The 14,188-nt window shown below is 42.4% G+C and carries 11 protein-coding genes; all 11 read left to right on the top strand.

The features are described from left to right. The first annotated feature begins 145 nt into the window (after window positions 1–145). From tagH to tssC (NB463_RS10020), 11 genes are read left to right on the top strand one after another with little or no spacing between them, the layout of a single operon-like run. A complete protein-coding gene (gene tagH / locus NB463_RS10070) occupies window positions 146–1,339 on the top strand; it encodes a type VI secretion system-associated FHA domain protein TagH (RefSeq protein ID WP_237311102.1) in 1,194 nt (397 codons plus the stop codon). A gap of 11 nt (window positions 1,340–1,350) precedes the next feature. Then, window positions 1,351–1,806 carry a type VI secretion system lipoprotein TssJ gene (gene tssJ / locus NB463_RS10065; protein ID WP_256894165.1) on the top strand — a complete coding sequence of 152 codons (456 nt, stop codon included), beginning with the start codon at window positions 1,351–1,353 and terminating at the stop codon, window positions 1,804–1,806. Between the two features lie 21 nt (window positions 1,807–1,827). Next, complete coding sequence (gene tssK, locus NB463_RS10060) at window positions 1,828–3,153, top strand: type VI secretion system baseplate subunit TssK (protein WP_258432423.1); 1,326 nt, start codon at window positions 1,828–1,830, stop codon at window positions 3,151–3,153. An 11-nt stretch (window positions 3,154–3,164) separates the two neighbouring features. Then, window positions 3,165–4,457, top strand: coding sequence for a type VI secretion system protein TssL, long form (gene tssL / locus NB463_RS10055; RefSeq protein ID WP_046875354.1), 1,293 nt, complete (start codon window positions 3,165–3,167; stop codon window positions 4,455–4,457). Window positions 4,458–4,473: 16 nt separating this feature from the next. Then, window positions 4,474–7,992 carry a type VI secretion system membrane subunit TssM gene (gene tssM / locus NB463_RS10050; protein WP_258432422.1) on the top strand — a complete coding sequence of 1,173 codons (3,519 nt, stop codon included), beginning with the start codon at window positions 4,474–4,476 and terminating at the stop codon, window positions 7,990–7,992. Next, window positions 7,974–8,669 carry a type VI secretion system-associated protein TagF gene (gene tagF / locus NB463_RS10045; RefSeq protein WP_005398383.1) on the top strand — a complete coding sequence of 232 codons (696 nt, stop codon included), beginning with the start codon at window positions 7,974–7,976 and terminating at the stop codon, window positions 8,667–8,669. Before tssM ends, tagF begins: the two co-directional genes overlap by 19 nt. A gap of 9 nt (window positions 8,670–8,678) precedes the next feature. Continuing rightward, the gene (locus NB463_RS10040; RefSeq protein ID WP_005398381.1) at window positions 8,679–9,473 is read left to right on the top strand and encodes a PP2C family protein-serine/threonine phosphatase; all 795 of its coding nucleotides are present in this window, start codon (window positions 8,679–8,681) and stop codon (window positions 9,471–9,473) included. Then, window positions 9,466–10,584, top strand: coding sequence for a type VI secretion system protein TssA (gene tssA, locus NB463_RS10035; RefSeq protein WP_258432421.1), 1,119 nt, complete (start codon window positions 9,466–9,468; stop codon window positions 10,582–10,584). The genes NB463_RS10040 and tssA overlap by 8 nt, the downstream gene beginning before the upstream one ends. 15 nt (window positions 10,585–10,599) lie before the next feature. Beyond that, window positions 10,600–11,130, top strand: a complete 531-nt coding sequence (gene tssB / locus NB463_RS10030) for a type VI secretion system contractile sheath small subunit (RefSeq protein WP_005396385.1) — start codon at window positions 10,600–10,602, stop codon at window positions 11,128–11,130. Beyond that, window positions 11,130–12,623 (top strand): type VI secretion system contractile sheath large subunit, encoded by a 1,494-nt coding sequence (tssC, locus tag NB463_RS10025; protein ID WP_005396386.1) that lies wholly within the window; start codon window positions 11,130–11,132, stop codon window positions 12,621–12,623. The genes tssB and tssC (NB463_RS10025) overlap by 1 nt, the downstream gene beginning before the upstream one ends. Window positions 12,624–12,675: 52 nt before the next feature. Then, window positions 12,676–14,187, top strand: coding sequence for a type VI secretion system contractile sheath large subunit (tssC, locus tag NB463_RS10020; protein WP_046875358.1), 1,512 nt, complete (start codon window positions 12,676–12,678; stop codon window positions 14,185–14,187). The last annotated feature ends 1 nt before the right edge of the window (window position 14,188 follow it).

Raw genomic sequence — 14,188 nt, 5'->3', positions numbered from 1 at the left:
GATTGCTTTGATAAAAAAATGATTCATTATTCCGTGCATGATTTTCAATGGCAGGTTTAAGGTTTTTATTAATCTTACTGTTAATAAGAAAGTGACTAATAATAAAATTAAAAATAATATTTAGCAGGTCTTTGGCGAGGTTTACATGAAGTTGGTTTTAACCATAACAAGTTTTCACAAATTTACTCCAGAGATTGAGAGTGAGTTTGTGTTTGAATCAAGTGATGAGCATGCCAAAGTTACATTTGGTCGGTCTGAGCAATGTGATTGGACACTGCCAGACCCTGAAAGAGTAGTATCCGGAACTCACGGAGAGCTCATCAAGTTTGGTGATAAATACTTGATAAAAGACTTATCAACTAATGGCACGTTTGTTAATAACGCTGTGACACCTGTGGGCCAAGGAAATGAGATTGCACTAAGTGACGACGATACGGTTAGTTTAGGGGATTACCAAATTTCAGTAAGTATTCAAACTAGCACTGAGGCATTCAATAATCAGGAAAATAACTTTCGTTCCAGTTCAGAACCTGAAGCATTCTCGAGTTCATCTGAAGCAGAGTTTGTAGACCTCGGCCTTAGTGCCAGTGAGCTTTTGAATGAGAGTGTTCCTTCTGACTTTCAATTAGATATTGGCTTAGTCGATGATTTCATTGATATCCCCAAACCAGAAAAACAGAGTGTAGATCCTACACCTGTACCGGAAACCCCGCGACAGCTAGAACGTCAACCAACTCCCAAATTTGATAGTAAAGGGAGCGAGCTTGCGGCGTTCATTAAAGGAGCGGGTATTGATCCAACGATGATTCCCAGCGACAACAGAGAGCAATGGTTTGAACAACTGGGGGAATCATTTTCTTTGATGTTAGTTGGTTTAATGGAAACGCTGCACAATCGAGCGGTATTTAAACAAACAAATCGACTTAGTCATACTGCGTTTCGGAAGTCAGAAAATAATCCTCTGAAGTTCTCTGCGAATTTAGAAGATGCAATTCATAACTTATATAACCGTCAAACTGCAAGTTTCCTAAAACCAAGTGCAGCCATTAAAGAAGCGTTTAGTGATATAGAAAGTCATGAACAAGCGTTAATGAAAGGTGTTGAGGGTACGGTTTCAAGTGTTATGTCGCTTGTTGAGCCTACGTCGATATACTCAGAAGCTTTAGCTAAAGACACGGTTATTAATAAGGTTATTCCAGCAAGGAAATATGCTCAAAGTTGGAAGCGGTTTGAGGATATTCATGAAAAGCTATCCGATGACATTGTCAATAAAGAATCTCCATTTTATTTAGAAGATTTCGCTAAACACTATGAGTTAGCATTAAAAAATAAAAGCTAGGAAATAGGGTGATGAAAAGAGTTTATCAGTACATTTTGTTATTAATTTCAATGGTTTTATTTGGATGCTCAGCAGCCAATTTAGTTGTTGACCCATATTCAGATTTAGAAATAACAGCAAATCACAATATTAACCCTGACTCCAATGGTAGGCCATCCCCTGTAGTCGTGTATGTTTTTGAATTAACATCAAATACCCTTTTTGAAAGTCAGGATTTTTTTTCAATTTATGAAGAAAGTGAAAAAGTCTTAGGCCCTGATTTAGTGAATAAATATGAAATATCACTAACTCCAGGTCAGAAAGAAACATATCAGGCAAGTATGTCTCCAAAGACTGAATACTTAGGCATTGTCGTAGCGTTTCGAGATATTGAAAATTCAAATTGGCGACAAGTCATTGAAGTGGATAAGACCGGTTACAACACCTATCAAATTCTGTTAGAAGATCTGTCTTTGGTCGTAAAATAACGTTTAGTTGGCTAATTATAAATGACGCAATACTCCAAGACGGCTTGGTGCGAAGGGATGTTTTTACGTCCCCAGCACTTTCAACAACATGAACGCGCAACCTCTCTAGAATTCAAAGGCTTACATCAGTTTGGTGGGGCTTATAATTGGGGGGTTTGGAAATGTCGAGTAAAAGAACATGCATTAAAAGATGGTCTGATTGAATTAGATCACTTTGAGGCAGTTTTGCCAGATATGACTCTGGTTAATACCTTAACAGCCAGCGATTCGGTTGTGCCTTTATTTATTGATAAAGACGTAGAAAATACGTTAGTAAAAATCACTCTTCCCCTTTCAAATATCAAAGGTAAAAATGTTTCTGATGTAAGTGAGGCGATCGTTTCTCGTTATGTACTTAAAGACGTTGACGTTATAGATAACCTCACTGGGCAGGATGAAGAAACGATTCAAGTCGCAGCCCTAAACCTGGAACTGAAAGCCAGCAATGACAAATTAGCGGGTTATGTTGAGTTACCGATTTTGAAAATAAAAGAGGTAACGGCAGAAGGCGAAGTAATACTAGACGATTCGTATGTTCCACCGCTTATCAATTTACTTAGCGACAAAGTTATGTCGGCTTACTTGCGTAACGTTATTGCGATGACAAAGATGCGTGCCGACGTTATTGCGCAGCGATTGATTAAGGGCAAAGCCGCCTCTGCATCTGCTGTTGATTTCATCATGCTACAAATGTTGAACAGGTATGAGGCGATGTTAAAGCACTTTAGTGACCTAGACAGGCTACATCCATTGGAATTAGCTACGACCCTGAAAGGTTATATTGGTGAATTAGCTACGTTTTCTGACAAAACCAAGAGGATGCCAAGCTTACTTGCATACGATCACTTAGATGTATCAAGTGTTTATAGCGAATTGAATCAAGTTCTGAGTCAATATCTGAGCGTTGTCCTTGATCAAACAGCAAGCAAACTTCCTTTGGAGCCACGACAATATGGAATTCAAGTGACGCCACTTCCAGATAAGCGTTTACTTGAATCATGCCAGTTTGTGCTTGCGGTCAAAGCTGATACGACAACAGATGAAATCAGACGTTTAGTCCCGGCGCAGCTCAAGTTTGGACCAGCGGAGCAGATTCGTGATCTGATCAACAATCAGATTAATGGCATAAACGTAGCGCCATTGAGTGTAGTACCGAGGCAGATCCCTTACCAAACGGGTTATGTCTACTTCGAAGTAGTCAAGAAAGGCCCGTTTTGGATGAGGCTGAAAGACAGTGGTGGTATTGCGCTGCATTTATCGGGGCATTTTCCGAATGCTGACCTTGAGCTGTGGAGTATTAGTCAATAGGTGTGCTCAGTATGGAACAAACGATCGTAAAACCAACACCGGGTGGAAGAGCGCCCGCACCGAAACCACAATCAGAAAAGTCAGCAGATAATACGGTAGTTATCTCAAAAAGTCCTGAATTGGTGAATAACGATTCAGTGGTTGCTTATGGGAACAACCCTTTATTGGCAGAAGCGAATGGTCTTTTATCCATTATTGGTCAAATTCGAGCGACAGCGACTCATTCTGACCCGTTGTTTCTAAAAGAGACGTTGGCACAAAAACTTAGAGATTATGAGAACCGACTACGCCACCACGACGTTGATTTGGACACTATTGATACGGCTCGTTACTGTTTGTGTTGCTCGTTAGATGAAGCGGTGCTCAATACTAATTGGGGGGGGCATTCATTTTGGAGCCATGACTCATTGCTTAGTTCTTTCTATGCCAGCAGCCAGGGTGGGGAAGCGTTCTTTAAGTACCTTGATAAGTGCATGGCGCAACCAGATACAAATTTAGATTTGCTTGAATTGATGTACGTGTGTCTATCGCTTGGGTTTCTCGGTCAATATCGTTTGGAAAAAAACGGACTGGAGTCTCACCGAAAACTGAGAAGGCAGATTATCGCTATTCTTAAGTCTTACGGAAGAGGGATACCTCAAGAGCTAAGCAATAGTATCGAACAACACATTTTGAATGGCTCTAAGGCTTCCGACAGAGCTCCTCTCTGGGTTGTGTGCTCCGTAACGGCTGCATTATTGGTTTGTATATTTATGTATTTTAGCTATGAGCTAAACAAGGCTTCCAACCGCACCTTTTCTCAATTAGTCAATTTGGTTCAACCGCAACAGCTTAACCAAGATACAACGTCAGAATCAAAATCAGCGCCAATTGCAGAAAGGATCTCTATGTATCTGGCAACTGAGATCGGGAAGGGGCTAATCAATGTCGAGCCGTTGCAAGACAGGGTAAGAATTTCGTTAAAGTCGCAAGATCTATTTGAATCAGGTAGTGCTGATGTTGTCGCGTATATCCAACCCGTAATTTCTAAACTCGCTAGAACGTTGGAGTCTACCCAAGGCAAGATCATTGTGACAGGTCATACCGATGATAGGCCAATTTTCACGAGTAAATATCCTTCGAACTGGCATCTATCATTAGCTCGAGCTACTGCTATGTCTGAACAACTTATCTCGAATAGCGCACTAGAAGGTCGAGTCATACCAGAAGGGCTGGGTGATGCAAGACCATTAGTTGAAAACAATAGTGACGAAAACCGAGCTATTAACCGTCGAATTGAAATCGACCTCCTTGTCGCGAATTAATAACAGGTAGATAGAGATGCGTATTAAAGAAATTGGCAGAATATTTACTCAAAGGTGGTTTCTCGGTCTTATCGGTGTCGCTGCTTGTTCAATTTTTATTTGGGTTGTTGGTCCACTTATCACGATAACGGGATATGAGCCACTAAAGAGCGACTTCCAACGACTCGTCACGATTTTGGTGCTGGTGTTTGTGTGGGCTTTATTCAACGTGACTAAGCAGCACAAGCAAAAAGTCAAAGAAGACGAAAGTATTCAAACGTTACTTGAGGTTGATAGTCAGTCAGATAAAGAAGCGGCGAGTGAAATTGACTTAATGCGCGAGCGTATTGAGCAAGCTGTCAAAGTAGTAACGAAAACACATAAAGGAAAGCGAAGCTTATATGACTTGCCTTGGTATGTGTTGATCGGCCCTCCAGGGACAGGGAAAACAACAGTGCTAAAGCAGTCAGGGCTGGAGTTTCCGTTAGCGGATAGCCTTGGTTCTGACTCTATTGCTGGTGTCGGTGGAACTCGTCATTGTGATTGGTGGTTTGCAAATAAAGCCGTTCTGATTGATACGGCCGGTCGGTACACGACACAAGACAGTCAAGAAAAAGTCGACTCTAAAGCATGGCACGGCTTCTTAGGGTTGTTGAAAAAATATAGAACGCAAAGGCCAATTAATGGTGCAATTGTCACGATCAGTTTAGCCAGTGTGATGTCGCAGACAAGAACCGAGCGAAGCCTTCATGCTCGAGCTATCAAGTCGCGCCTTCAAGAACTGAAGAATCAGTTAGGGATGCAATTTCCTATTTACGTACTACTGACCAAAATGGATTTAGTTGCGGGTTTCAATGAGTTCTTCTCTGATCTAAGTAAGGAAGAGCGTGAGGAATTGTTCGGTTTCATGTTTCCGCGTGAAGTGGCTGATGAAAGAGGGGTTATTTCTTTATTCAATAAAGAACTTCATGGCATGTTAGAGCGCCTTGATGCTCGAATGCTGAGAATCCTTGAAACTGAAGATGATTTAGAGAAGCGAGCACTTATTTTTGAATTTCCTAAACAGCTAAGGGTATTGCAAGCTAACCTCGATGAATTTTTAGCGGAAATATTTGCACAAAATAGTTTTGAAGAGCCAGCCTTGATTCGTGGTGTGTTTATGTTGAGCTCGGTCCAAGAAGGCTTACCAGTCGATAAGTTAATGAATGAATCGACCAATGGACTTGGACTAAATCGCCTCGCTCTAGCAAAGAGCCACACAGGGTCTCATAGTTATTTCGTGAAGAACTTGTTTGAGAAGGTTATTTTCAAGGAACAACTGTTAGGAACAGTTAATCGTCACTATCAAAAGCAGTCAGGGTGGATGCGCCGAGGTGTTTACATTGGCTGTACTTCTCTACTGCTAGGTGCGTCTGCACTTTGGCTTATGAGCTACAAGTGGAATTCTCAGTTGATTGTCGATACCAATGAGCAAGCCGGCCATATTGAAGCAATGATTGGTGCTGAGAGCCTAGATTTTGAGGCGGATATTATCTCAGCCGTAGAGACATTAGACCGATTGATGACGCTTCCTCTAGGAAAGCAAAGCAACTACGGCGATGCTGATTCCGTAAAAAGGTTTGGTCTCTATCAAGGAGATAAAGTCTCACAGGCGGCAAACAATGCATATTCTGATGCGTTGACTCAATATTACGCTCCCTTGCTTCTTGATAGCTTGGTGACGGAAATGGAAAGTAATCAACAGCATCGAGAGTATTTGTATGAAACGTTGAAAACTTATTTGATGTTGTTTAATCCAGACAAATACCAACAAGATGAAGTGTTGGCTTGGTTTAACTTCTATTTTGAACGTCAATATCCGGGTGAACTAAATATAGACTTAAGAAAAGGTCTGTTACAGCACACTCAAAATTTATTAGAGAATAATGGACAAGGCTTTTCTTATAATACTGCTGCCGTGACTAATGCTCGCGAGGTTTTGACACAAATGTCTCTACCAGAACGTGCTTATCAGCGAATGAAGATACAATTTTCGAAGAGTCATGTTCCTTCATTTCGTTTGACTGATGTCTTGGGACCTAAAGGGCTTGAGCAGTTTGAACGAGCGAGTGGAAAGCCGTTATCACAAGGCATTTCGGGCTTTTATACGTACAATGGCTTTCATAGCATTTTTCAGATTCAGATCAACCGTACAGTAAAAAGCCTAATGGAAGAGAACTGGGTTTATGGTGACGATCTTAAGGCTCATGAAATTGATCAAGATAGCGCTATTCAAGGAGTCCAATCTCGATACTATCAAGATTATGTGAATGAATGGAAAACTCTGATCGAAGATATTCAACTTAAGCAGGCTCCGAGCCTAGAGCTTGCAACAGAACAAGCTAGAGTTCTATCTGGAGTTGAAAGGCCAATCGAATCGTTGTTGAAGGCAATCCAAAAAGAAGTTGGTTTGTCGAAAGTATCATTGTCAGAAAATCAGAAGGCCACTTCTGAAGTCGCAGGTAAGGTTGCCAAAGTTAAATTTTCGAATACGGCAGATAGACTAGACATGTACTTGCCTGAAGAAAATGGTTTCAATGTTGCACTGCCAGGTAAAGAAGTCGAATCTCATTTTTCGGAGATCTTACGTCTCGGCGAACAAGACTTTGATGATATTCAACAAGCTATGGTTAACTTGCGCTCGTATTTAAGCGATTTATCAAGCTCAGGTAATAATCAGAAAATTGCTTACAAAAGTATTTTAGATGGGACCGTTACACAAGATGTGGCTGCTTCCTTTGCTCGCGCTAAAGAACTTTTGCCTAGGCCATTTAATCAATGGCTAGGTGAACTTTCTCAAGAGTCAGTTAAGTTTGCGGAGAGCGGGTCGAAAGATCATCTAAATCAGCTTTGGGTAACGCAAGTGGTGCGCCCTTATCAGCGGACGATTGCGGGTAGATACCCATTCGAGCCAAATGCGAGCAGAGAAGTAAGGCTGAAGGACTTCAAACGTTTCTTTGGTTATGGAGGTACGCTTGACTCATTCTTCCAAGAGTATCTTGAACCGTTTGTCGATAAGTCGAAAAGTCGTTGGCGATTAGAAAAGGAAATTGGAGTTCGTCCAGAAACGCTGATGGTCTTTCAAAGAGCGAAGCGTATCAGGCAGTCTTTCTTTGAATCTGATAATTCATTGCGCGTAGAGTTCGGTATGAAACCAGTGTATCTGGATCAGCACATTACTCGGTTTGTTCTAGAGCTAGGTAAGCAAGATTTGGTTTATAAGCATGGACCAGCACGAGCTAAATCCTTGAGCTGGCCTGCGGGTCAAGACCAGACTCGAATAGTGTTCACACCACCAGAATCTAAACGCGAAATTGCGCATACCTATGAAGGTGAGTGGGGCATATTCAAGCTTTTAGATCAATCACTTAAAGCAAGACCAGAATCACGTAAAGACAACATAGTTATGATTGATTTAAAGGGAAATAAGGTGCAACTAGAGCTTATTCCGTCTAGTGCTATTAATCCGTTTTGGTCAAATGAAATGGAGAGGTTCAGATGTCCACGAACCTTGTAACATCAGCCTGGGGTTATATCGGTAAAATGCCTGCAAAAGGAGACTTTGTGAAAGATGGCTTATCACAAGATTTTTCAGAGCGCTGGCATGACTGGCAGCAGGCTGTTATTGCAGTCAGCAGAGAACAATTGGGTGAAAGTTGGAATGAGCACTTTTTAACCGCGCCTGTGTGGCACTTTGCTCTGGATGTTAGTTACTTAGAAGACTCGACATACATTGGTAGCATGATTCCTAGTGTAGATGCATGCGGTAGATACTTTTTCTTTACTATAGCTCGTGCCGTAAAAGGTGAAGCTGCGCAATATTGGGGGGACAAAGCTTGGACCGAGGACAGTGCATCTCTTGCCCTAGCAGTACTTGAGGACGACTTTGTATTTGATGTTTGGCATAAGAGCATGCAAGAAAAAAACGATTTAGTGGCGAATGTAAAAAGTGAAGTGCGGCCTCTTAAGTTTCTTTATCAAAGCCAAATATCTACGATTTTTCATGATCAAGGTGGAGCAGATAAAAGCGCACTTTTGAATTACCTCATTAAAGAAAAATTGAGTAAGCCATGCTTTTGGTGGACTGAAGGCTCGACTCTAGTTGAACCATGTATGTTTATGACCAGCGGTTTCCCTTCTATTGGTCAATTTTCTGCCATGCTTGATGGCGGTTGGAAAAAGTGGAATTGGTAGGATAGAAGAATGAATTGGAACTATTTTACCTTTGCTAAATCGCACGCAGGAAAAGTACGCCCTTATAACGAGGATGCGCTTTTAGATATGACAGAGCAGCATATTTGGGTTGTAGCCGATGGAATGGGTGGGCATAGTGCTGGCGACATAGCAAGCCAGATGCTAGTGGATAGAATCGCGCGCCATATGCAGGATGTCCCAAATACCAATATCGATGATATCCGGAGTGTGGTTCAAGCCGCGAATTTAGAAATTTATCAATACGCACAAAATCACTTAGACGGTAAAACGATGGGAACAACTCTCGTTTTGTTGTTTATCCAGGACGGGTATTACCACTGTCTTTGGGTCGGTGATAGCCGAATTTACCAGCTTAGAAATGGTCATTTTTCTCAAAAAACACGCGATCATAGTCAAGTTATGGATTTAGTCGATCAAGGGTTATTGGCATTTGAAGATGCTGAGTCACATCCTCTCGCAAATGTTATTACCAGAGCTGTTGGGGTAGATGAGAGTATCACTATTGATCAAGTTTCAGGGCAGTTGGCTGATGGAGATCAATTTCTTCTGTGTAGTGATGGGCTTTCTAAAGAATTAACGAGTGATGAAATTCACCGGACATTGTATGCGGACTCAGTAAATCAAGCAGGATTAGCACTCATGCATTCGGCGTTAGTGAGAGGTGCAAGTGATAACGTTACTTGTGCGTTAGTCAAAGTTCGCCAAGCGCAGACGGAATTTGAAGCAGTAACGAGAGAAGACGCGACGATCCCCGTTTTTCTTAGAGGGAGGTCTTATGAATAGTGAGATGTTCGATTGGTATGAACAAGCGTTGACTCCTATATCTCAAGAGAATCCCACAGGTGTTGACCCTAGAGAAGATGTATCGCCACAGTCTGCTTATTACCGATTAAAAGATCAGCGTATGGCTGCGCGAAATGCAGAGCGCAATGCACTTATAGAAGAAGAAAGTATTTATACCCACAGTAACTTATGGCGGGTATTTATAGAAGAAGTACCAGAGATACTTACGAATCAATCTAAAGATTTAGAGTTTGTTGCTTGGCTTATAGAGGCTCTAACTCGATTGTATGGTTTTCGCGGTATGGGCGTTGGGTACCAACTCGCTACTGAGTTCATCGAGAAGTTTTGGGATGATCTCTATCCAATGCCTGATGAGGATGGCATTGAAACAAGAATATCGGCGATTACTGGCCTCAATGGTATCGATAGCGAAGGAACACTTATTTTCCCTATTGCTTGTATCCCGCTTACTGACGTAGGCGTTGAGCAAGCGTATGCCTACTGGGAATATCAGCAAGCTATTGAGTTGGAGCGTTTAGATGAAGATAAGCGCCGAAATCGAGTCGATCTTGGCGCTACAGAGCTATCTGATATTACAACTACAGTTAAATCTACCTCTGATTCCTTTTATCGTGAGCTAATCGCTGATCTGGAGTTCGCCACAGAGTCATTTAATGAATTCAGTCAGCGATTAGATGAAGCGGTAGGTGATGTTACTCCTAGCTCTTATATATCAAAAAGGCTTGAATCAATACACTCGGCATTAAAGCATCTCCTTGGAGAGCGTTTTAATCAACCACAAGCTGTGTTTGAAGAACTGGAGGAGGTGGATGAATCTACTTCTTCGGAACAACAAGTGAGTTCACAAAGTTCTGATGCACTATTAGCGACAAACATGAAATCACGAGAGCAGGCGATTAGACAATTGCAGCAAGTGGCTGATTTCTTCAGAGAGAGTGAGCCTCACTCACCAGTTTCTTACTCCATCGAACAGATCATTCGTTGGTGTGGAATGCCTCTGCCGGAGTTACTGGCGGAACTTATCTCCGACGGAGATGCAAAGAAAAGCTACTTCCGTTTGGTTGGCATAGCAGAACAAAATGAAAATTAATAAAGGGAGAATGGTATGACGAGTATCCACTCGAAACTGTCACGAGTACGGAAGCCTCGTGTCCACATTACCTATGATGTTGAAACTGAAGGTACAACTCTTAAGAAAGAGCTACCTTTTGTTGTAGGTGTAATGGGTGACTTCGCTGGTCAAAACACTGAAGCGTTGAAGCCTTTGAAAGACCGCCGTTTTATTCAGATCGATCGAGACAACTTCGATGATGTGCTCAAAAAGATGAACCCATCGGTTAAGTTCAAAGTTGCGAACAAGCTTGCGAACGACGATTCACAGTTTGAGGTGGATTTGAACTTTAAATCAATGCAAGACTTTGAGCCCGCTGCGATCGTAAATCAAGTTGATCCACTGCGCCAACTGATGGAAACGCGTAATAAACTGCGTGATTTGATGACAAAAGTTGACCGTTCTGAAGAGCTTGAAAACATCTTAGAGGATGTTTTGAACAACACAGACAATCTGGCAAAACTTGCGGGCGAGTTAGATCTTGGCAAGAAAGCGAAGTCAGACAGTACTGAAGGAGCTGAATAATGACGACTGAAGCTGAAAAGCAGTTAGATCCAACTGTTAATGAACAAACAACTTCATTTTTAGATCAAGCTATTGGTGCAACTAAGCAGACAGAAGCCTCTCGTGCTGAAGAGCTAATTAAAACGCTCACTGAAGAAGCGATGAAAGGGACGGTTACTTGGAACAAAAACCTAACGGTAACTTTTCGTGAAGCAATTAATTTACTTGATAAACAGATTTCTGATCAGTTGTCTGAAGTAATGCATCATCCTGAATTACAGAAACTTGAAGGTTCTTGGCGTGGTTTAAATTATCTAGTGATGAACTCAGAGACGAGCTCTACTCTGAAAATTCGCATGATGAGTATGACCAAGAAAGAGTTACATAAAGACTTGAGTAAAGCGGTTGAATTTGACCAAAGCCAGATCTTTAAGAAAGTTTACGAGTCTGAGTTTGGCAGTGCAGGTGGTGAACCTTATGGTGCATTAATTGGTGACTATGAGTTTACCAACCACCCAGAGGATATTGAGTCGCTGCGCCTAATGTCAAATGTAGCCGCTTCAGGCTTCTCCCCATTCTTGTCCGCGGCCTCACCAGCACTATTTGGTTTTGATGAGTGGACTGAACTGTCAAAACCACGCGATCTAGATAAGGTCTTTGAGTCGCTGGAATACGCTCAATGGCGTTCGTTCCGTGAGAGTGCTGATTCACGTTTTGTTAGCCTGACTATGCCGAAAGTTCTGGCTCGTTTGCCATACGGACAAGCCACTGCTCCAGTTGAGGAATTTGGATTTGAAGAGTTCGAAGTAGATCCAGTGTCAGGTATTGCTGTCAATGCTGAGCATAATGACTACTGTTGGATGAACTCTTCGTATGTTCTTGGTGTTAAGTTAACAGACGCCTTCTCAAAATATGGATTCTGTACAGCTATCCGTGGTGCAGAAGGTGGTGGTCGAGTGGATAATTTGCCAACACATTTCTTCATGAGTGATGATGGCGATCCTGATATGAAGTGTCCAACAGAGATTGGTATTACCGACCGACGTGAGGCAGAGCTGGGTAAACTTGGTTTCTTACCGCTTTGTCACTACAAAAACACCAACTATGCGGTGTTCTTTGGTGCGCAAACCTGTCAAAAACCGGCGAACCACGAATCTCCAGAAGCAACGGCTAATGCGGCGATTTCAGCACGTCTACCTTACATGATGGCGACATCTCGTTTTGCGCATTATTTGAAGGTAATGGCTCGAGATAAAATCGGTAGCTTTATGGAAGCAGAAGACGTTGAGTCTTGGTTGAACCGCTGGATTCTAGGCTATGTAAATGCTTCAGAGGGTGGTGGTCAAGAGATCCGAGCGAAATACCCTCTAGCAGATGCTCGTGTCCAGGTTAAGGAAATCCCTGGCGCACCAGGTTCTTACAATGCTGTAGCATGGCTTAAGCCTTGGTTGCAAATGGAAGAATTGACGACATCTTTGCGACTTGTTGCAAAGATCCCTCAGTCGGGTGGATAAGAAATGAATTGGCTGGTCGTAAGGCCAGCCATACCAAATCGTTATGTTCTAGATGGAAATAGCAGTGTCACTTAACTTTCGCGATCCCAGCAAGCTAAAGCATGAATTCAGCACAGGGGGCTATGCTGAGCTTGATAGCCCGTGGTTGACTCGATTCAATGAATCTTCTGATCTTGTAGAGGCAGCTCGAATTTGGCTAGAAGGTACGCGTTCAAGAGATTTGGACAGTTTTCGTCATAGTGTGATGAACACGATAAACCGAATTGATGAGCTATTAGAATCTCAATTAAACGAAATAATACATCATCCTGAGTTTCAACAACTCGAAAGAGGTTGGATCGGCGTGAGGTATTTATGCGAACAGGTCGACACTCGCTCATCAGACTCCGTCAAAGTCAAGGTGTTGGCGGCAACATGGAATGAAGTTAGTAAAGATGCACTAAAAGCCATCGAGTTTGACCAATCAGCACTATTTAAGCTGCTCTATCAAAATGAATATGGCATGGCCGGGGGAGAACCCTTTGGCGTGGTAGTTGGCGATTATCAACTTCGTTGTGATGCGAGTAAAAATTATTTTGATAGAGATCTGTCTGTGCTCAGCAAGATCTCTCAGTCTGCAGCGGCAGCATTCAGCCCGTTCATTATGTCAGCATCGCCGGAGATGTTTGGTGTTGACAGTTTTTCACAGCTCTCTGCGATAAGAGATATTGCGGCCCAATTTGAACAGGCAGATTACGCAAAATGGCGCAGTTTGAGAGACAACGATGATACCAAATTTATTGGCCTGACTGCGCCGAATGTTTTATTCCGTCAGCCATATAAAAGTGATGGTTCACGCAACGATCAGTTCGACTTTCAAGAGCATGTCTACGACTCTAATCGCGATTTGCTATGGGGGAGTAGCGCGTATTGTTTTGCGGCCGTATCAATTAGAGCGTTTCAGGAGCATGGGTGGTTTACGCACATGCGAGGCATTAAGCAAGGGGATTATAGTCAGGGTATTATCGTCGCTCCTACTAGGAACAAAATGCGCGTTAATGGCAAGAATGACCGTGAAAGATGCCCTTTAAACTTAAAGATCTCTGAGAGAAAAGAACAAGAGTTGTCTGAATGCGGTTTCATTTCTATTTCTCCTGTACCTGAAACCGATATGGTAGGGATGACCTCGAATGTATCTCTCTACAAGCCTAAGCAATATGCAGAAAAACACATTTCAACGAATGCAAAGCTCACGTCGATGTTGCAATACACGTTGTGTGTGTCGCGAGTCGCACATTATCTCAAGGTTATGGGGCGTGACAAGATTGGTGGGTATCAAGATGCAGAAAGCCTAGAGCGGGACTTTCAACGATGGTTGCATCAGTACACTACCGCGTCGGATGAAGCATCTGATGAACTTAGGGCGAAGTACCCCTTAAATGAAGCGAAAATTACGGTTCGAGAGAAAAGAGAAACTCCAGGACACTATTACTCTGTTATCCATTTGCGACCGCACTTCCAGCTCGATCAAATGGTATCTAGCATTAAATTAATTACTGAATTATCACCAGAGCACTTGGTGTAAG

It is taken from the genome of Vibrio sp. RM-41-2B, from assembly GCF_024744415.1.
GTDB classification, from domain to species: domain Bacteria; phylum Pseudomonadota; class Gammaproteobacteria; order Enterobacterales; family Vibrionaceae; genus Vibrio; species Vibrio diabolicus.
Note: the sequence above shows the minus strand (reverse complement) of the source record. Positions and strands in the feature narration are given on the sequence as shown.